Source organism: Vibrio sp. Isolate22 (genome assembly GCF_022398115.1).
In the GTDB taxonomy this organism is placed as follows: Bacteria; Pseudomonadota; Gammaproteobacteria; order Enterobacterales; family Vibrionaceae; genus Vibrio.
Window position 1 is genome coordinate 1 of record NZ_JAKEUW010000072.1, and the last position, 20,408, is coordinate 20,408.

General features: G+C 45.9%; 16 protein-coding genes and 4 pseudogenes. 8 read left to right on the forward strand and 12 right to left on the reverse strand.

The window, feature by feature from the left end; translation table 11 throughout:
• From L1D55_RS24135 to L1D55_RS24145, 3 genes and pseudogenes are all read left to right on the forward strand, one after another.
• The coding region (locus L1D55_RS24135; RefSeq protein WP_239915817.1) for an IS3 family transposase at positions 1–218 on the forward strand (218 nt) is incomplete at its 5' end.
• A gap of 30 nt (positions 219–248) precedes the next feature.
• A pseudogene (locus L1D55_RS24140) lies at positions 249–719 on the forward strand (DUF2975 domain-containing protein); the annotation flags it as partial.
• Positions 720–729: 10 nt separating this feature from the next.
• Entirely contained in the window at positions 730–963 is a 234-nt protein-coding gene (locus L1D55_RS24145) for a helix-turn-helix transcriptional regulator (protein WP_128163485.1), read from the forward strand.
• 71 nt (positions 964–1,034) lie between these two features.
• On the opposite strand, the gene L1D55_RS24150 is transcribed toward L1D55_RS24145, so the two are convergent.
• A complete protein-coding gene (locus tag L1D55_RS24150; RefSeq protein WP_239919160.1) occupies positions 1,035–1,682 on the reverse strand; it encodes a glutathione S-transferase family protein in 648 nt (215 codons plus the stop codon).
• 98 nt (positions 1,683–1,780) lie between these two features.
• Here L1D55_RS24150 and L1D55_RS24155 point away from each other — a divergent pair, with 98 nt between their 5' ends.
• Complete coding sequence (locus L1D55_RS24155; protein WP_061033051.1) at positions 1,781–2,632, forward strand: LysR family transcriptional regulator; 852 nt, start codon at positions 1,781–1,783, stop codon at positions 2,630–2,632.
• 104 nt (positions 2,633–2,736) lie between these two features.
• On the opposite strand, the gene L1D55_RS24160 is transcribed toward L1D55_RS24155, so the two are convergent.
• The 3 genes from L1D55_RS24160 to L1D55_RS24170 form a co-directional block, all read right to left on the reverse strand.
• Positions 2,737–4,851 carry a methyl-accepting chemotaxis protein gene (locus L1D55_RS24160; RefSeq protein ID WP_239919161.1) on the reverse strand — a complete coding sequence of 705 codons (2,115 nt, stop codon included), beginning with the start codon at positions 4,849–4,851 and terminating at the stop codon, positions 2,737–2,739.
• 377 nt (positions 4,852–5,228) lie between these two features.
• Positions 5,229–6,722 carry a deoxyribodipyrimidine photo-lyase gene (locus L1D55_RS24165; RefSeq protein ID WP_239919162.1) on the reverse strand — a complete coding sequence of 498 codons (1,494 nt, stop codon included), beginning with the start codon at positions 6,720–6,722 and terminating at the stop codon, positions 5,229–5,231.
• Positions 6,723–6,831: 109 nt separating this feature from the next.
• Positions 6,832–8,622: a sigma-54-dependent Fis family transcriptional regulator gene (locus L1D55_RS24170; RefSeq protein ID WP_239919163.1), complete on the reverse strand. Its 1,791-nt coding sequence runs from the start codon at positions 8,620–8,622 to the stop codon at positions 6,832–6,834.
• Between the two features lie 326 nt (positions 8,623–8,948).
• On the opposite strand from L1D55_RS24170, the gene L1D55_RS24175 reads away from it, so the two are divergent.
• Complete coding sequence (locus L1D55_RS24175; RefSeq protein WP_239919164.1) at positions 8,949–10,469, forward strand: aldehyde dehydrogenase family protein; 1,521 nt, start codon at positions 8,949–8,951, stop codon at positions 10,467–10,469.
• 153 nt (positions 10,470–10,622) lie between these two features.
• Here L1D55_RS24175 and L1D55_RS27735 read toward each other — a convergent pair whose 3' ends face one another.
• Positions 10,623–11,369: an FCD domain-containing protein gene (locus L1D55_RS27735; protein WP_239919165.1), complete on the reverse strand. Its 747-nt coding sequence runs from the start codon at positions 11,367–11,369 to the stop codon at positions 10,623–10,625.
• 237 nt (positions 11,370–11,606) lie between these two features.
• Here L1D55_RS27735 and L1D55_RS24185 point away from each other — a divergent pair, with 237 nt between their 5' ends.
• From L1D55_RS24185 to L1D55_RS24195, 3 genes are all read left to right on the forward strand, one after another.
• Complete coding sequence (locus tag L1D55_RS24185) at positions 11,607–12,860, forward strand: allantoate amidohydrolase (RefSeq protein ID WP_239919166.1); 1,254 nt, start codon at positions 11,607–11,609, stop codon at positions 12,858–12,860.
• Positions 12,861–12,981: 121 nt separating this feature from the next.
• Positions 12,982–14,373: a Na+/H+ antiporter NhaC family protein gene (locus L1D55_RS24190; RefSeq protein WP_239919167.1), complete on the forward strand. Its 1,392-nt coding sequence runs from the start codon at positions 12,982–12,984 to the stop codon at positions 14,371–14,373.
• A gap of 21 nt (positions 14,374–14,394) precedes the next feature.
• Entirely contained in the window at positions 14,395–15,096 is a 702-nt protein-coding gene (locus L1D55_RS24195) for a DUF1028 domain-containing protein (RefSeq protein WP_239919168.1), read from the forward strand.
• Between the two features lie 85 nt (positions 15,097–15,181).
• Here the strand turns inward: L1D55_RS24195 and L1D55_RS24200 are convergent, their stop codons facing one another.
• The 7 genes and pseudogenes from L1D55_RS24200 to L1D55_RS24230 form a co-directional block, all read right to left on the reverse strand.
• Positions 15,182–15,919: an NUDIX domain-containing protein gene (locus L1D55_RS24200; RefSeq protein ID WP_239919169.1), complete on the reverse strand. Its 738-nt coding sequence runs from the start codon at positions 15,917–15,919 to the stop codon at positions 15,182–15,184.
• 187 nt (positions 15,920–16,106) lie between these two features.
• Positions 16,107–16,508 carry a hypothetical protein gene (locus tag L1D55_RS24205; protein WP_171367453.1) on the reverse strand — a complete coding sequence of 134 codons (402 nt, stop codon included), beginning with the start codon at positions 16,506–16,508 and terminating at the stop codon, positions 16,107–16,109.
• A gap of 174 nt (positions 16,509–16,682) precedes the next feature.
• Positions 16,683–17,014, reverse strand: a pseudogene (locus L1D55_RS24210) (multidrug efflux SMR transporter).
• A gap of 149 nt (positions 17,015–17,163) precedes the next feature.
• Complete coding sequence (gene fghA, locus L1D55_RS24215; RefSeq protein WP_004737545.1) at positions 17,164–18,003, reverse strand: S-formylglutathione hydrolase; 840 nt, start codon at positions 18,001–18,003, stop codon at positions 17,164–17,166.
• Positions 18,004–18,170: 167 nt separating this feature from the next.
• Positions 18,171–19,211 (reverse strand): annotated as a pseudogene (locus L1D55_RS24220) (S-(hydroxymethyl)glutathione dehydrogenase/class III alcohol dehydrogenase); the annotation flags it as partial.
• A gap of 2 nt (positions 19,212–19,213) precedes the next feature.
• Positions 19,214–19,462 (reverse strand): annotated as a pseudogene (locus L1D55_RS24225) (alcohol dehydrogenase catalytic domain-containing protein); the annotation flags it as partial.
• A 168-nt stretch (positions 19,463–19,630) separates the two neighbouring features.
• Positions 19,631–20,408: IS5 family transposase (locus L1D55_RS24230; RefSeq protein WP_239919170.1), on the reverse strand; the 778-nt coding region annotated here is incomplete at its 5' end.

A 20,408-nucleotide genomic window follows, 5' to 3' on the forward strand; every position in this document is an offset into this window, starting at 1 on the left:
GTATGAGTAGGAAAGGAAACTGCTGGGACAATGCTTGTGTTGAGAGTTTCTTCCATTCTATGAAAGTGGAAGCGATCCAATATGAGCCGATTATGACGAGAGAGCAGATGCGCCAAACGATCTTCGAGTACATAGAGGTTGATTATAATCGAACGAGAAGGCACAGTGCTCTTGGGTATCTAAGCCCAGTTAACTTTGAACAACAAAATGTCGCTTAATGAAGTGTCCAGTCTGGCTGGAGCAGATCATGCTACTTCTGGTTAACCGTTGAGACTCCTTATGACTTTATAAGTTCGACTGGTATTTTTTACCTCACTTATGACATCGGGAGTTACACGATGTTGCCGCTTACTATGACAACAAGAATGGTTGCGGCGTTCACAAGCTTAGCGATGTCTAGCATTCTGATATACGCACTAGTAGTTCTGATACGTTTATTCCGCAACTATGAGCGAGGCGAGATCTTCTCACTAGAAAATGCAATGTCTTACCAGAAGCTCGGGTATAGCTTGTTCTATTGGGTATTCGGATCGGTTATCTATGGTTCATTGATGTCAGTGATTTTGTCGTTCAATAATCCACCAGGTGAGCGTATCTTTGCGATTAGTTTTGTGGGGATGGACTTTTTGACACTTATATTAGGTATAATTATTTTGATCATCTCATGGGTGATGAAAGAAGGTTATATTCTGGCTGATGAGCACAGCCAAACGATTTAAAGGACTTGTCATGACTATCCGCATTAATTTAGACATTATGATGGCCAAGCGAAAAATGCGATTAAAGACATTGGCAAAAGAGGTTGGGATTACTGAAGCCAACTTGTCGGTGCTAAAGAATGGCAAGGCCAAAGCGGTAAGGTTATCGACACTAGACAAGTTGTGTGAAGTGTTAGACTGCCAACCGGGTGACATATTGGAATTTGAAGCGAACATTCATGAAGAGAGCGCAACTGCTGAATAGCGAGTTCGTAAATCGTCTTCCCTTATGAAAACAATGAGTCTCGAAATTATTCGAGACTCATTCGCTCCAAATTAAACAGGTTCTCCAGCCTCGTCTTCTTCAACGATATCTTTTTCTAAACTCGCCTCTGCTAACCATTTCTTTATCGACGGACTATTCAACACACGTTGTTGATACTGTTGGGCTTTATCCGAAAGCTGGATGCCGTAGGTTTCGACTCGCAGTGCTACAGGTGCAAACATCGCATCGGCAATCGACCATTCTCCAAATAGCCAGCCTTCAGGGTATCGCTCCATTTGCTCAGACCAAATCGCATCGATGCGGGCGATATCTTTCTGGGCACCCTCACTCAAAACCAGCTTTCTCTTGGCTCGGCAATTCATTGGTAATTCGTTTCTGATGTTGAAAAAACCAGAATGCATTTCTGCCGAGATAGCTCGGGCCAAGGCGCGTTCAGCAACGGAAGTTGGCCATGCCGCACCGTTTAGGTAGGCATCATTAACGTATTCGAGAATGGCGAGTGAATCCCACACTGCAACGTCACCATCAACCAGAGTCGGCACTTTTGCAGTTGGTGTCACTTTCGCTAACGTGTCGTAGAAATCTGGTGTGAACAGCTTAAGTTTGATGACGTCTGCGTTGAGGTTGTAGTGATCGAATATTAGCCATGCGCGCAGTGACCAAGTGGAGTAGTTCTGATTAGCGATATAAAGCTGCATAAATGCTTCCTTGCGTTTGGTGAGTATGCATTTGAGCTTAAGGGATTGTATTACGGCGCACTAACGGATAATTTTGATGCAATACATTAATAAAAACGATGGGTGGTGATTTCAATATGGATATTGATGCGTTGCGAGGCTTTCTCGCGTTTGTGGAGACCAGCAGTTTCACACGCGCTGCAAAGCAGATTAATCGCACCCAATCAGCCTTTAGTGCTCAGATGCGCAAGTTAGAGGAAGAACTTAACGTCACTCTGTTTCAAAAAGAAGGACGTAACCTAGTTTTGACTGAGGCGGGCTTGGCATTGCGTTCTCATGCGGAGCAACTCGTCGCACTCCACAATACGGCGTTGAAACAAGTAAAACGTTATGAGGACAAACAGCCACTGAGATTAGGTTGCCCTGAAGACTATAACGATAGCATCTTGCCGAAAGTGATTAAGCTGTTGCAAAACGCAGAACCTACGTGTTCCATTCAAGTCTTTAGCTTGCCGAGCATTACGCTTAGAGAGTGGCTTGATGATGGTAGGCTTGATGCTGCGATTGTCACTCGTGCTCCCGATAGCGAAGAGGGATATTGGTTAACCAATGATGTGGGCGTTTGGATAAGCAGCCCTGATTTTGTGTTTGATGATTCTAAACCTGTCCCGCTCGCCCTGTTCCAGACGGATTGTAAATACCATGCTGCGGCAGTGAATGGTTTAACCAAACAAGACACGCCATATCAGCTTTTGGCGTGTAGTAATACGGCTTCAGCGCAGCGTGCAATCGTCAAAGCTGGGTTGGCAATTGGTGCGATGGGCAAGCTCAGTGTCACACCTGATTTGAAGATTCTCGATGATATGCCGCCGTTACCTGCGGTAGACATCGTACTGTTGCTCGCGAGTAAGCATCATCCGGTGTTGGACAAAGAGGTGCTCAACCAACTGATTGAGTTAGATTCCAATTAAGATTTGTTGCTCGGTGAGAGGCATTGATGCTGAGAGCAGTCAATAAATAGAAAGGCCGAGAACATTGCGTTTCTCGGCCTTGTTTTTATGGAAGAGAGGGCGAATTAAGAGAGCTTAAATTTACTCAACTCCCCGTGTAAATCTCCGGCTTTTACTGTCAGCTCATTACTGATTTCTACCGACGATGTCATGGTGTCCATCACTTCCACGGCGGTGTCGTTAATGATGACGACATTACGGTTAATCTCTTCAGATACTGAACTTTGCTCTTCAGCGGCGGAAGCGATTTGATTGTTCATGTCGTTGATGACTTCAATGGCTTGGTTAATCTCAGACAGCGCTAAATGAGCGGCTTGAGTTTCTCCTTTGGTATCGTTCGCTTGCTTTTGGCTTTGCTCCATTAAGACCACGATAGATTGGGTCTCTTGCTCTAAGCGCGCTAGCATTGAGCGGATCTCTTCGGTTGAGCCTTGAGTACGGTTTGCTAGGTTACGTACTTCATCAGCTACCACGGCAAAGCCTCGTCCTGCTTCGCCTGCGCGGGCTGCTTCAATAGCAGCATTCAGTGCAAGCAAGTTAGTTTGTTCTGCAATACCACCAATCTCACTCAAAATGCCTTGAATCGCAGTGCTCGAATCGACCAAGTTTTGCGTTTGTTGCTGCGCATCATTCACTTGAACCGCTAAGCTATCTACCGCGCTGGCAGCATTGTCCATGCGTGTCATGCCGTTAAGGCTATTACTCTGTACTTGGCTCGCAGCAGCAGCAGCTTGCACGGCTGAGTTCGCCACTTCTTGCGCAGTTGCACTCATCTCATTGATTGCAGTAGCCAGTGAGTTCACTTCGTTTACTTGAGCGTTCAACTGGTCACGAGATACCTCTGCACGCGCTTGGCCTTCAGTCGCGTTTTTATCGACTTGGTCTGCTGTCGCCATGACAGTAAGTAGCATCTCTTGTATACGAGATAGGAAGGTATTAAACCAGTGAGCCAGTTGTGCGGTCTCATCTTTCCCTTTTACTTCGATGCGGTAGGTTAAATCGCCTTCGCCTTGTGCGGCATCTTTGAATCGCTCGACCAAGTTATTGAGAACTTTGCCCAGAGAGTTGGCGATCAATGCCATCGATATGATGCCTAGAAGAACGGCGACGATCCCCGCCCACACACCTTTTTCAAGCGCTTTCGAATTCTGTTCATCACTCCACTGGGTGTACTCGTCGACACTTTTTGCAAGGTGACTACTGGGAACCGACACCATGACTACCCACGGTGCATCGCTAGTCTCGATAGCCGTTATGGCGTACTCCTCACCACCAAACGTCACCAACCCAGCCCCAGACTGTTTAGCGATAGACTGAACACGCGACCACTCTTTTTCTAGCGCTGGTGAGACTTTCTTACCCACCATGTTTCCAGCACTGCTGTTGGCTAGGGTAATGCCTTTCCATGAAGTGATGAGGATTCTACCTTGTCCGTCGAATAGGTGACGAGCAAGACCTTCACTCTGGCTTTGCAGTTCATGAAGTGATAAATCGAAGCCAAGTGAGCCGATGATCTTACCGTTCTGTTTGATCGGCTGGCTGATGGTCGTAATGAGTTCTTGCTTACCACGAACCGGATAGAAGTAAGGTTCCATTACGAACGTTTTACCGGTTTGGTAAGGCATTAAGTGCCAGTCGTCTTTGCGTTCGCCATTGCTGTTCAGTTCAGTATTGCTGAAGCTCTCCATTGCGACCGCGTCAAAGCTGTTTTGGTCATTGGGAGAGAAGAAAGGGGCAAGATAGCCCTGACTATTAAAGCCTAATTCGCTGTCCAAGCTGATCTCGCCATTGAGATCGGTTTGTTGTGGCCAAGTCTTGTTTTCCCAGACCATGTAGCCGGCAAATACGGCTTTGTTTTGTGCTTCTAGCGCGGCAGTAAACTGTTTAACGATAAGGTCTGCGCTTGCGTCCGTTTCTGAACTCAACTCAAGGATTGAACGTGCTTGCGTTAAGTTGGCTAGTACCGGGTTAAGTTGGTTAGAAATGTTTAACCCTTGCTGAAGTGCCGTATTTTGTAAATCGGTTGTCGTAGCATCGGTTAACTGTAGTTTTACTTTCTCTGTGACTTGTTTGTTCACATCAGTAAAAGCGCTAGTGGTCATGCCCATTGCGATCAACAGGGTGAAAGCCATCGCCCCGCCTGCACTTACCGCAATTCGCGTTCGTATACTGTTAAACATATGATCTCTCTAGCTAAATAGTGGTAGTTTGCAGAGATTTTAAACAAGATAAGTGAACGGAAAATGCAAAAAAATGAACACAAAAAGAATAGAGAGATTAAAAATATAAACAAGATTGCATAGTGCGCAGTTTTGGCTTTGATCGCAACGCTTAGAGGAAGATGAAAATCATCATTTAGCGATCGCTAACTTTCTGTATTTATTAGTTTTAATGATAGTTAGGAAAGTTTGATGTTTTAGGAAGACCGCTATTTTTTCCATCTAGTTTGTGACCGCGAGTCTATTACTCATTATATGACGGAGGTCACAATTAATTTTATTTAACCCAATGAGTTACCACTCTTTTTATAAGTAATTTGAAGAGGGAATGCGTTGTATTAGCTTGCCCGTGTTGTTTTGCTTTGTTTCTTCGGTGGCCTAACGTGACGTGACAAAATACGACTTCGTTCTTGTTTTACTTCCGTCAGCTTTCTCCATGACCATAAACGCACGCGTGCTTCCTTGGCGCTAACTTCGAGATCGACGACTGGATTAAGGTAAGGAGAATCTGGTTCAAGCTCGTGCATCATTATTTCCATTGGCGTCATCTTCCAAGGCTCAAACAGAAGTGGAGTGGGTATATCCGAGAGCTCTGGTACCCATTTACGGATGAAGTCCCCATCAGAGTCGTGCTCTTGGGCTTGTTTTGTTGGGTTGTAAATTCGGATGGTGTTAATGCCTGTTACCCCGGCTTGCATTTGAAACTGTGGGTAATGAATGCCGGGTTCAAAATCGAGGAACAGTTGCGCCAAGTGTGTGACACCATCACGCCAGTCCATGTTCATATGGTGAGTGAGAAAGCTCACCAGCATTGAGCGCATGCGGAAATTAATGTACCCCGTATGATGCAGGCAGCGCATACAGGCATCGACTAATGGCACGCCTGTCATCCCAATCTTCCATGCCTGAAGATGTGTCGGATCTTTTACCGTTTCTTTTTGTAAGAGTGCGTCATAGGCGTGATTGATACAGCGATATTCCATCGCGCATTCCGATTCAAACTTCTGCATGAAATGACAATGCCAGTGGAGCCTTGAAGAGAGCGCAATCAAGCTGCGACGAAACCCTGCGACTTGCCAGTGCCCCAATAGGTGTTGATAAACCTCACGCAGCGATATGTTGCCCCAAGCTAAATATGGAGATAGACGTGTACAGGCATGTCGCGAGGCTTCTGGACTTGAGATGCTGCGGTAGTAATCGCGACCACGGCGATCAAAGAAGTCGTGTAACGTTGCCCATGCCAGTGCACTTCCGCCCGTTTGTATGCCGTTAACTTTGGTTAACCATGCTTGTGGAGGTTCCATAGCGAGTTCAAGCTCTTCAGCATCTAGGGTATGCAGAGATTCTGTCGTTAACTGGCTTTCTTCTATGGGGGCGCGCATGACACTGTTCCAATGCTTGTCCCAACCGATTCTGTCTTTAGATCCTCTCACGACAGCACCCTGTGCGGACTCTTGCCATGGGATGTTGTGCTCTGTAAACCAAGCAGAGAGTTGTATGTCGCGCTCAAAGGTGCAATTTAATCCTATTTCTTGATGAGAGAAGATATTTTTTATGTGGTAACGAGATTGGATTGCTTTGAAGCAGTCCACCGCACTGCCATTAAGTATTGAGACCTGATGTCCATACTCTTTCAGCGACTGGTTCATGCATTGCAGTGATTGCCAAACAAACCGCCAATGTCGCTCAGAGTAGTGGGCATTGTTTAGCAGCATGGGTTCGAAAATGTAGAGCAATATCGTTGGGTGTTGATCTGATAAAGCGTGTTGTAAAGGTGCGTGGTCGCTGAGCCTTAAATCGCGCTTTAGCCACACTACGTTGATTGTTTGCATCTGAGCCCTCTTTCGTTTTGGAGCATTACGAGTCAGAGGGCAAAATGTCTCACTGGAAGTGAATTTTATTTTCGATAATGAAAGGGTCTGCCATGGGCGTCTGTATTTATTATTGGAGAATACCTAAGCTTTTTAGTTTTCGATAAATCGTGTTACGGCTGATGCCAAGTATGCGTGAAGTTTTGCTGATGTTGCCTTGGTTGGCTTGATAGGTTTGCAACAAGGTTTCTTCAACGGTGCTTCTTAAATCAGCATTTGGCTTACCTTCGATGATACGATAAGCAGTAACCTGATGATGGTTATCTTGAGCTAAAGAGGTGAGGTGTTGAGCAAGATGGCTCGGTATGTGCTCGAGTGTGAGTTGTGATTCGTCACTTGCCAGTAAAGTGGCGACTTTGAGTAAGTTGTCTAGTTCACGGATGTTGCCCGGCCAAGAATAGGCGCACAATAAACTCATTAGGTGCGGGCAAATAGACTGCTCAGCTTCGGCGTATTTACTGTGAATGTGTTCGATTAAGGCATGCTTATCTTGTCGCTGCTGCAAGCTTGGCAAGGTAAAGGCCAAGCCATTGAGTCTGTAATACAGGTCTTGCCTAAACTCACCGGTTGCGACTAACTGCTCGAGGTTTTTGTGAGTGGCAGCGATGATCTGGCAATCGACTTGATAGCTTTGATTGGAACCAACTGGCACCACGGATTTGTCTTGCAGAACATGCAGTAGTCGGCATTGAGCCTCTAGCGGCATATCAGCTATTTCATCCAAGAATAAGATCCCTTTGTCTGCTTGACGGATCTTACCTTGGAATCCTTTGTGGCTTGCTCCCGTAAAGGCGCCCGGCGCGTAACCAAACAGTTCAGATTCGATAAGATCTTTAGGTAGCGCGCCACAATTTACCGCGACTAGGGGCGATGATTTACGCTGGCTTTGCTTGTGTAACGCCTTAACAAACTCACCCTTGCCGACACCTGTTTCACCAAGGATTAATAGGCTAATGCCTTTGTCGATAACCTTATTGGCCTGCTGCCAAGCGTGTTCTATCTGTTGTTCACCATGGTGTAAATCACACGATGCGGAAATAGAGCGTGTGCGTTTGGCTGTTGGACGTTTTAGATGCTGTTTTTCAAACACAAAGGATGCATCTATTGAAGTTCGGCTGAAGAGGGTATCGATACGCTCACCGACGATCGAGATTTGATCCAAAAGTTGAGAGGCGACCTGATTGTGCGCGACCACCTCTCCAGCTTCATTGGCTATTACAATCCCTTGCCAACCACTGTGAAGTAGCGATTTATCGCACGCAAGATCAATACGAGTCGTGCCTTGTGGGATATGACTCAATAGCTGATTCTCAATAAGCTGAACCATGTTTTGAACGAGCAGCTGTACCGAACTGTCGTGTTGTTGCTGCTCACTGGTAATGTCCAATACGCCAACCATGTTTCCTTGGTGATCAAATACTGGGCTCGCTGAACAGCTGATAAATCGATGCTGGTGGATGAAGTGCTGTTCACCAATGATGGTCAAGGGTTTAGCTTCTACAATCGCCGTGCCGATGGCGTTGGTGCCTTTGAGTTGTTCCTGCCAACACGCACCAGAGCTGAGTGCAATCGAAGTCAGTTTTTCCTTAAACCGCTCTTGTCCCCAACTAGCCAGAATCACCCCTTCAATGTCGGTCAAGATCAAACGACTGTCTGTACGTGCAAACATCTGGTTGAACAGAGGCAGTGCATTGTGCTCGACGATTTGAATCAAGCTCGATGATTGATGACGTCTCTGCTTAAGAATCGACTGTGGTAGGCGAATATCTTCGGGAAGACGTCTCTGTTTTAGCCCCGCTTCTGTGCAGCGGTGCCAAGAAGACGAAAGCCAATCTGATGTGTTTGCTTGTTGAAGGTGCATGACTGTTCCATGTCGTAACAGTGAGAGTGTACCAAATTGGAACAGTTGAACACTGGAGTGGTTTCCATACGGCCGTTCAATGCCAACTCACTTTGGGTTGTAAATGTTTGGTAATCATAGTTTTACAATTTATTAACAACAAGTTTTGAGGTTATGGCGTGTGATTTGCGTTGTTCTTGTTGTGAAGAAAGCACGAAGCATCAGTGTTTTAAACAGAAACAATAAACATGGGCGTCTTGTTATGAGTTCTTTTCTCAGGATAAGTCGCCAAAAAATAAGACAGCTTTCGCTTAATAACGAACAACACATCTAAGAAGGATCGAACTATGATTTACGCACAGCCGGGTAGTGACAACGCAGTGGTGAACTTTAAAGCTCAATACGATAACTTTATCGGGGGTGAGTGGGTGAAGCCTGTCAGCGGCGAGTATTTTGATAACACTTCCCCAGTGAATGGTCAGGTGTATTGCCAAGTGGCGCGCTCAACTGAAGCAGACATTAGCTTGGCGCTCGATGCGGCGCATGCAGCTCGTGCAAGTTGGGCGGCGACCAGTGTTGCTGAACGTTCTAACATCCTACTTAAAATTGCTGACCGTATTGAAGCGAACCTAGAAGAGATCGCAGTTGCTGAAACATGGGAAAATGGCAAACCAGTTCGTGAAACGTTAGCCGCAGACATTCCATTAGTTGTCGATCACTTCCGTTACTTTGCAGGCTGTATTCGAGCACAAGAAGGCAGCGCAGCCGAGCTCGATTCAAACACCGCTAGCTACCATTTCCCTGAGCCAATTGGCGTAGTCGGTCAGATCATTCCTTGGAATTTCCCGATTCTAATGGCGGCTTGGAAACTAGCACCTGCACTGGCGGCAGGTTGCTGTGTGGTGATGAAGCCTGCCGAGCAAACGCCGACTTCAATCTTAGTATTGATGGAAAAGATTGCAGATCTTCTACCTGCGGGCGTGGTTAATATTGTTAATGGCTTCGGTAGTGAAGCGGGGCAAGCCCTAGCGACGAGCGATCGCATTGCTAAGTTAGCATTTACAGGCTCAACTGAGGTCGGTCATCATATTCTAAAATGTGCGGCTGAAAGCTTGATTCCATCAACGGTAGAACTGGGTGGTAAGTCACCGAACATCTATTTTCCAGACATCTTTGATCATGAAGATGAGTACCTAGACAAGTGTGTTGAAGGTATGCTGCTGGCGTTCTTTAACCAAGGTGAAGTGTGTACTTGTCCTTCTCGTGTGCTGATTCATGAATCGGTCTACGACAAGTTCATTACGAAAGTGGTCGAGCGTGCTCAAACCATCAAGCAAGGCAACCCGTTAGGCACTGACACTCAGGTTGGCGCACAAGCCTCTCAAGAGCAGTTTGATAAGATTCTTAGCTACCTAGAGATTGGCCGCCAAGAGGGTGCCAAAGTTCTCACTGGTGGTGAAATCGCGCAACAGCCAGACGATCTTGGTAGCGGCTATTACATCCAGCCAACAATGCTGGCAGGCAACAACAAGATGCGTGTCTTCCAAGAAGAGATCTTTGGCCCTGTTATCGCGGTCACTACCTTCAAAGATGAAGCTGAAGCGCTAGAGATTGCCAACGATACCGAATATGGTTTGGGTGCAGGTGTATGGACGCGTGATGCCAATCTTGCTTACCGCATGGGTCGAAACATTGAAGCGGGCCGTATTTGGGTGAACTGCTACCACGCTTACCCAGCACACGCTGCGTTTGGTGGTTACAAGAAATCAGGCATTGGTCGTGAGACACATAAGATGATGCTCGATCACTACCAAAACACTAAGAACCTGCTGATCAGCTACGATACTAATCCACTAGGTTTCTTTTAAAATAGATGTTCTCTAGAACTTTCTATCAAGTATTCACTAGCAACAAGTTGGCGAAAACAATCTAAGTAAAGTGAAAAGTAAAACGCCAAGTTCTTATGAGCTTGGCGTTTTTTAGTGTGTGAGATGTGTTAGGTCAGTTGAACGTGCTCGGACTTATTCTTCGGCGATAAAGCTGTTAGCAATTTGCGCTTCTTGCTTAATCATAAGCTGGTGCGCCGTCAGCATATGCTGCTGCATGATTTGTTTCGCTTTTACCGCATCACTTTTGCTTAGAGCTTGCACAAGGTCACGTTGGCTTTGCACACCAGTACGCCAGAGTTTGTGGTTCCCTGGTTCGTAAAGCTTGTGATAAATCGTCAGCTCAGTAAGCATTTGCGCGGTAAAACGTACCACAAACTTTAATAGCTCATTATCTGAATAGCTCGCCAGTAAGCTGTGGAACTCTAGCGATGCGATGTGGTGTTCGCGCTCTTGATAGATATCTTCCGGTGGCGTTTGATACTTGTCTATTTGGTCGCTCAGTCCCTGCAGTTGCGATTCGCTTAGTCTCCCCGCGAGGGAAGCCGCAATCTCGGGCTCAAGCGACAAGCGCATTTGGTATAAATCTGATATCGAAGTGTTCTTAAAAAACAGGTAGTTACTTAAGAGTGATTGCGCTTTGTTTTCGCTCATCTCACTCACGAACACACCGCCATTCGGGCCGGTTTTGGTCGACAAAATGCCTTGCGCTTCCAAGATTCGCATACTTTCACGAACCGTTCCTTTTGAAGCGTCAAACTTCTCCATAACCTCAAGCTCGTTAGGTAAACGATCCCCAGGCTGAAGTGCTTGCTCGACGATCCAGTTCTTGATCGATTCTGCTAATTCTTGTGTTCTACGTCTCTTCGCGCTTTTTGCCACATTATCCTCGCTGGGGTGTTATCCGTACCTATTGAATTCTGACGGAATTCCTCTGAATGTCACCTGTTTTCTTGCCCTAAAAACCCCGGAAAAATCGGAGTGTTGAGCTATGAAACACTCCGATTATTGATCGAATCTTAGTCACAAAATATTTATTTATCATGATAAATAGCTTTTATTTGACATTTATCATGATAAATTGCCTGGGTGTACATGATCAGAATGGAATGATTTTAGATGGGTAAATTCGAAGAAACCGCCAGCTTAACGTGGGAATGGCTAGAGTCTATTGCTCAATGCAGCCAAACATCCGATCCCGATAAAGAAGGGGTTACGCGTTTATGTGCGTCTAAAGAGCATGAAGAGGCAAACCGAAAGCTGCATGACTGGATGACAATGTCTGGTATGGAAGTTCGAATGGACAACGCGGCGAACTTAATTGGTCGTTACCCAAGTACTAACCCAGACGCTAAGACACTGATCTTTGGATCACACCAAGATACTGTGCCTAATGGGGGCAAATATGATGGGATCTTGGGCGTAATACTGCCAATTGCATTGGTTAATTACTTTCACAATAACCAGTTAAAGTTCCCTTTTCATATTGACGTGATTGCTTTTAGTGACGAAGAGGGCACGCGCTTTCAATCGACACTTTTAGGCTCAAAAGCGATTTCAGGTATCTTCGATCCTGCGATGTTGACAGCAGAAGACGCAAATGGCGTAAGCGTGCGAGATGCTTTGGTGTCTTTTGGTTGTAATCCAGACCTCATCAGTGAAGACGCTTATGAGAAAGAAAATGTGCTTGGTTTTGTTGAACTGCACATTGAGCAAGGTCCTCAGTTAGAGCAAGCCAACCTGCCTGTAGGAGTAGTGACGGCAATGACTGGTATTGAGCGCCATACCTTGTCGATCATTGGTAAGGCAAGCCACGCGGGCACTGTGCCGATGAACTTACGCCAAGATGCCTTGGTAGGTGCAGCTCAAGTGATCCACATGTTTGATCAGCTTTGTAAGCGAGAAGAAGACCTAGTCGGTGTTGTGGGCAAAATTGCTAACTATCCGAATGGCGTCAACGTTATCCCTCAACAAACAGACATTACCATTGAGCTTCGTTCACCCAATGACGCTTCTCGTGTTAAAGCGCGAGAAGAGATGTTGGCAGATATCGATAGCCTGATGAATCAATACAACTTGGCTTACCGTCATGAACAGACTTATGAGCAATCAGCCGTGACCTGTGCTGATTCCTTATCGTCAGTTTTAAGTAACGCGGTAAGTTTATCGGGTATCACACCGAAACACCTATACAGCGGTGCAGGTCATGACGGCTTGGCGGTGAGTAAGCTTACCGATATTGCCATGCTGTTTATGCGTTGTACTGATGGCATTAGCCACCACCCAGACGAAGCCATTCTTCAACAAGATTTGGTTGCTGCAGTCGAAGTGTTAAACCACTTCTGTCTATTGATGAAAGCAGAGCAAAAATAAACGATTCGAGATTTTGGTAGCAGTCTTTAACGGTATCTGAACAAAGTTCGGGTTATCGCCTGCTACAAATACTACAGAGCGCCGCTTTCAGGCGCTCCCTATACTAAGGAGAGATTTGGTTATGGATATGACAGAGAAAATGGAAACAGCAGAGAAGAGGGCGTGGTATAAAAACGTACCAGACCCGATGGTTCTTATCTTTTTTATACTGGTAGCCACTTACCTTCTTACTTTTATCGTGCCGGCTGGTGAGTTTGAGCGCGTTGTTGTTGATGGCAGAACAACGGTTGTTGCTGATTCATTTACTTATATTGAAGGTGTCCCATCGGTACATTTCTTCGATATCTTCGTCTCTATTCCTAAAGGATTGATTAGCGCAGCACCTTACTTGTTTATTGTGTTTATCGCGGGCGGTCTATTCCATATTTTGCAACGCACTGGCGCATTAGAAAACGCCATCGGTGTTGCCGTAAACAAAGCTGGAATTAAAAACCGTAATCTAATCATTACGATAGGCACGTTCATCTATGGTTTCTTTGGTGTAGCGGTTGGCTTTGAAAATAATATCGCCTTAGTGCCAGTTGCGGTCCTGATTTCTGCGGCAGTTGGATACTCGAGCTTAGTGGGCACGGTGATGGCAGTAGGTGGTATCGGCGTGGGTTTTGCTCTGTCACCGATTAACCCGTACACGGTTGGTGTTGCACAAGGTATCGCAGAGCTTCCAATCTTCTCTGGTGCTTGGTTACGTACTGTTATGGTGCTTTCTTCTTTGGCACTACTGTCTTACTACATTTGTACTCGTGTTACTAAAATGGAGTTCAAAGAGCCTGAAACAGCTGGTGGCCTGAGCAAAGACATCTCTGAATACCAACTCAATAAGAAAGACAAAATGACCTTGGGCGTTTTTCTTATTGGCTTAGGTATCATGCTTTACGGAGTGTTTGCGAATGGTTGGTACATCAACGAGATCGCGGGTCTTTTCTTATTGATGGCGATTGCGATTGGTATCGTGAACGGCTTGGGTGCAAACGCTATTGTGAAGCAGATGATGGAAGGCGCGTCGGGCGTTACCTCTGGTGCGTTGGTAATCGGTGTTGCTGCCTCTATTCAAGTGATCCTTAACCAGGCGTCAATTATCGATACCATTGTTAATGCACTGAGTTCATTGATTCAAGATATGCCAATCGCGTTAGCGGCTATTGTGGCGAGTGTGGTTCAAGGCATCATCAACTTATTCATTCCTGGTGGTTCTGGTCAGGCGATGGTGACCATGCCGATCATGATCCCGGTTGCTGACTTAGCAGGTATGAGTCGCCAGCTGATGGTTACTGCATTCCAAGTAGGTGATGGCCTAACAAACCTTATTGTACCAACCTCTGGCGGCACGCTAGCGATGCTTGCGCTGGGTCGAGTCTCTTACGAGCAGTGGTTGAAAGCGATTGTGCCATTTATGTTGGTGGTTTATGCCCTATGTTGGGTGGCGCTGTTCATTGGACAAATGATTGGTTACTAGTTTTTTTGGTGTTGAACATCTATGACAATTTCACTTATTCACGTTAACCCAAATACCGGCTTGTCGGCTTCTATCTCTGCGACAGGAGGTGTGTCAGTCGGAGGTTATGTAAACCATAGTTGGCGAGGTGTCGGGGCGTGTGCAACTCAGGGGTTATTTACTAACCCTTGGTATGCAGACAAAGCGCGTGAGTTATTTATTCTCGGTAAGACGGCTGAGCAGGTTGTCGAGTCTTTAAAAGCGGGCGATGCCGAATATTCAAAGCGCCAATGTATGGTGATGGATAAAAATGGCGACAGCGCTTTCATTCATGGGGATGACAACATCCCTTATGTTGGCGCGATTGCTTATCCTACGATTGCCGTTGCTGGGAACATGCTAGAAAGTGACAAGGTTTTACAGGCCTTTTCAGACAGCTTTATCGCTCAAACGACGCAGAATCCGAGCTCAATCTTAGAAGATGGCTCGCCTGTTTATAGAGATAACTATGAAGCAGAGCTACCAGAAATATTGATAACAGCCTTGGAAGCCGCGTTGCAAGCGGGAGGAGATAAGCGAGGAACCTTTTCCGCATCACTCCGAGTAGAAAGCCTGACTAAAGCGCCGATTGATATTCGTGTTGATTGGGCTGATGGGTGCTTAATTCGTGAATTACGAAAAGTGCTGGGGCGTGTTCGAGATGCTGGCTTTCAAGATTTTCTAAACAATCTACCAAACCATTAATGATGAAGGTTTAATCGAAATAAAAGCCAAGTGAGTTTCAAATCACTTGGCTTTTTTGTTTTGTAATCTGTGAGACGACTGTGCGTTAGTGCTTCGAAAAGAAAATTTCTGGCTTATGAGTTGGGCCTGAATTGCCTTCGAGTTGAGTCAGTTCCAAACCTTGTTTGCCGACCAAAGAAGCGACCATCTGACGGTTGAACGGGTAGTTCTCAGTGTTGTTGATGAACTCTTCTACATCTACCCATTTGGCTTCTGCAATTTCATCCGTGTCTTGAATCGCAATCTCTTGAGTTTGAGCGATAAGGTGGCACACAAAGTAGAGGTTCGATTTGCCAAACTGATATGGATGGCGCGTTGCCATGCCCACAACTGAAACGAACTTGGCTTCGATGCCCGTCTCTTCCATTGTCTCTCGAACCACAGACTCTTCAATACCCTCACCAAGTTCAATGTGGCCACCTGGTAGTTTGTAGCCCTTCATACCGTGCTCTTTGATCATCAGCACTTGGTTATGCTCATTGGTGATCAACGCACCAGCACCCAAAGTATGGGTTGGGATGAAAGGTACAAACTCGACGATTTCGGATTTGTGGATCAGCGTAATCTCGTCTTCTAGACAGTTATGGAACACAAAGCCGAGTTCAGTCGCTACTGGGATAAGATGCGACAGTGAAATAGGTAAACTGATCCAGATAATGCCTTTGTTATTTTGCTTTGAGAACTCGGTGATTTCGCTGAGCTCAGCGTGGAATGAGTCGGTATCGTTCGGTGCAGTCAGCGGGTCGATGATGATGCCGTTAAATTTGTCGAGCGTAAATTCCACGGTTGGTCCTTTGTTGTTTTGATTTATTGAGAGCCGTTTATAGAGCGAGCTTATAACAGATGTAGAGGTTATGACACCCGAAAAGGCGGTGACATGGAGATTGCTGGGGAAAGCGGTAGGTAACAAACAAAAACTGCGCTCGGAAACCAGAGCGCAGTTTTAAAGTTGGCGTTATTTGAGTTCGTATCTAACGAACGTAGTTCGCATCAACGCTGACATACCAGTGTTGAAACTTACCGTCAGATTTTTCAATCCACAAATCGTTGGTGTAGCTCTCTATCTTGCCGTTGACCGTTAACTTGAATGTGTTCTCATCAAAGTCGCCAAGCTTCACAAACTGATCGGTTGTAACTAGGAACGGGTCCATGTCGTCAACGCCAACTACATCTGAAATCACATAGTAGTGGTAAGTAAATGGCTTGCTCGCATCATTTGGATTACTGCGGTACGCCACAAGCTTGAACGGTTCCGTCAGTGGGACATCGAGCGTTTGCTTGTCTATGGTCGCGGGGATTGGAATAAATAACCAAGCCGTAAATAGGCCGCAAGCCAAAACCATCAGGAAGAAAAGAGTCTTAATTGCTTTCATAGCAACCTTCAAAATAGGTAATGTTGAAGGTGCTATGGTAACAGGTTTGATTTGTTGATTGTAAGAGTATGAATAAGTGAAGGCGACACCACTCTGTTAGGAAATTTGAACGAATTGACGCACTGTTCATAACTTACCTTTCAGACGCTTCCTATCTAAAAGCGCCTGGGCAAATTAGTGCGCGTGGCCTTGTGATAGGTTGATCAACATGACGCCTGCGGCAACAAGCCCCATGCCAATCCAAACTTTTGTGTCTAGGTGTTGGCTGTATACGAAGCTCGAGATTAAGCTCACCGTTAAAATTGCTATCCAGCCCATAACGAGTGCACCACACCAACCGGCATCTCTTTCATCGCTTGGCTTAAGAATAAAAATGCCGCCAGGTGACCTGAGATAACCAGTAAAGCCGGGACCGGTTTAGACAAACTAAATCCATCGGTGGCTTTAAGTGCAACGTGAGAAAGTGCTTCAGCCATTACGCCCATCATCAAGAAAAACCAGCTCATATTCGTACCTTTATCTTTGTATTGTTTGTGTTGGTATAGCAAGAGTGTTTGAAAGTGGTAATTGGTGCTAATCGCGGATTAGCTCGTATTGCAGGCACAAAAAAGCCCGCACCTCACGCTTTTGCAAGGTGCGGGCTAAATAGGTGTGACTACTTGTTTAGGTAAGCAGCGTGGAACTCAATGTGCTCATCAATAAAGCTAGAGATGAAGTAGTAGCTGTGGTCGTAACCAGGCTGCATACGTAGCTCTAAATCGGCATTGTTTACTTTCGCGGCTTCAACTAACTGTTCAGGTTTCAGTTGTTCAATTAGGAAGTTGTCCGCTTCACCTTGGTCAACCAACATTGGCAGCTTAGTGCCTTTCGTTTTTAGAAGCTCAGAGGCGTCGTACTGTTTCCACTCTTCAATATCTAAGCCTAGATATTGGTTAAATGCTTTTTGGCCCCAAGGACATTGCATTGGGTTACTGATTGGACTGAATGCAGAGATAGAACGGTAGCTATCTTCGTTCTTGATGCCAATCGTAAGGGCACCGTGTCCGCCCATGCTGTGGCCAGAAATTGATTTCACTGATGTTACAGGGAAGAAAGACTCAATCAGTGCTGGAAGCTCTGTTACCACGTAATCGTACATGTGGTAATGGCTGTCCCATGGCGCTTGAGTAGCATTCACGTAGAAGCCTGCACCTTGGCCTAAGTCGTAGCTTTCATTGTCAGCAACGTTCTCACCACGTGGACTTGTATCTGGTGCAACAATAGCGATGCCTTGCTCAGCTGCAGCTTTAAATGCGCCAGCTTTTTGCATGAAGTTTTCATCGGTACAGGTTAGGCCTGATAACCAATATAAAACAGGAACTGGGTTTTCTTTGCTTGCATTTGGTGGCAAGAAAATCGCGAAACGCATATCGCAGTCAAGCGTTGCAGAAAAGTGGGTGTATTGTTTGTGCCAACCACCAGCAACCTTTGCTTGGCTAATGTTTTCGATTGTCATTGATTGTGCTCCGTTAGGTTGATGGTTTCGGAATTAATGTATTTGATTTTCTATAGCTTAAGCTAGAGGTTCACCACCCACCGGGCAGGAGGTGGTGAAGACAGTTTCGCTCTGATTTTTAAGTCAGAACTGTGGTCTCGACACCTAAGTGCCGAGACCAAGGAGAATTATCTGTCCATGTGTAAAACAGTACGGATAGATTCACCTTTGTGCATTAGGTCGAATGCGTCGTTTACTTCGTCAAGGCTCATTGTGTGAGTAATGAACTCTTGAAGACCAAACTCACCCGCCATGTAACGGTTTACGATTTCTGGAAGCTCAGAGCGGCCTTTAACACCACCGAAAGCAGAACCACGCCATACACGACCTGTTACTAGTTGGAATGGACGAGTTGAGATCTCTTGACCTGCGCCTGCAACACCGATGATTACAGATTCGCCCCAACCTTTGTGACAACATTCAAGAGCTTGACGCATCACGTTTACGTTACCGATACACTCGAATGAGTAATCAACACCGCCGTCTGTCATCTCAACGATAACGTCTTGGATTGGCTTGTCGAATTTCATTGGGTTGATGCAGTCAGTCGCGCCAAGTTGTTTCGCTAGCTCGAATTTGCTCTCATTGATATCAACACCGATGATTTTGCTTGCACCAGCCATACGAGCACCGATGATTGCAGAAAGACCGATACCGCCTAGGCCGAATACAGCAACTGTGTCGCCTTTTTCAACTTTAGCTGTGTTTAGTACCGCACCCATACCAGTGGTTACGCCACAACCTAGAAGACAAACTTCCTCAAGAGGTGCTTCTTTAGCTACTTTCGCTAGTGAAATTTCTGGAAGTACAGTGTACTCAGAGAAAGTAGAACAACCCATGTAGTGGAAAATTGGCTCACCGTTGATAGAGAAACGGCTTGTGCCATCTGGCATTAGGCCTTTACCTTGAGTTTCGCGAACCGCTTGGCAAAGGTTAGTTTTGCCAGACTTACAGAATTTACATTCGCCACACTCAGCTGTGTAAAGTGGGATAACGTGGTCGCCAACTTCAACGCTTGTTACGCCTTCGCCAACCATTTCAACGATACCGCCACCTTCGTGACCAAGGATAGAAGGGAAGATACCTTCTGGATCGTCACCTGAAAGAGTGAATGCGTCAGTGTGACAAACACCAGTAGCAACGATACGAACAAGTACTTCGCCAGCCTTTNGCCAACCATTTCAACGATACCGCCACCTTCGTGACCAAGGATAGAAGGGAAGATACCTTCTGGATCGTCACCTGAAAGAGTGAATGCGTCAGTGTGACAAACACCAGTAGCAACGATACGAACAAGTACTTCGCCAGCCTTTGGCAGTTCAACGTCAACCGTTTCACGCTTTAGCGGCTCACCTGCTTTCCAAGCGACCATTGCTTTAGATTGGATATGAGTTTGACCAGGTTTGATTTCGATAGTCATTGGATGCTTCCTTTATATGTCAGTACAGCGGATAACTTTGCAATTAAGTTCAACTCGTTAAGCGTAGTCGAGCTTAATTGCTTCCGCTCTCTCGTTTTGTTGGAGCTAGTATAGGGCTTTGTTGCGTAATTAAATTTAGATATAGAGCCAACCCGTTTCGCGTATTTCTTAGTCAATACGACARGTTTTAGGCATACCTAACCTAGTAAGCTTGTTCAACGCTTTTATCATCGCGTAAGTTTCACCCACCTGGGCATTGTAATTTCTTAAGCTCAGTTTCCCTCCTAGCAACTGTTTAACTCGATACATCGCTGTTTCTGAGAGTGAACGCTTGTGGTATCCATACCGCTCTTTCCAATACTTACACGCTCTCGTGTCGTAAGCGCCATCACCAGACACCTCAAGGATACTTCGGCGTGTTTGTTTCAGTAAGTTCGGGAGTACCTCTCCATCTGTAACCGTCGATAAACTTAGCTCGGCAGCAACGATCTCATGAGTGTTGATATCGACGGCAATATGAAGCTTTCGCCAGACTCTACGCTTGCCATCCGTACCGTGTTTTTTGACTTTCCATTCACCTTCGCCATAAACCTTAAGGCCAGTAGCATCAATGGCTAGGTGCTGTATCGCTCCTCTCGTTTTAGTCTTAAATGAAACCTCAACTTGCTTGGCTCTACGACTGATGCAGGTGTAATGYGGGCAACTTAACGGTACATGGGCTAGCCTAAATATCGAGTCGATAAATCCTTGAAGCGCTCTCAATGGCATAGAAAAAACTCGTTTGACCATGAGTGCTGTCGTGATAGCTAAATCACTGAACCGACGCGGCCTCCCRCGCTTATTCTGTTTGCTTTGCGCCCACCCGCTTATTGCTTCTTCATCAATCCAAAAGGTCAGAGAACCACGGTTAATGAGTGATTGGTTGTATTGCTTCCAGTTGGTTGTT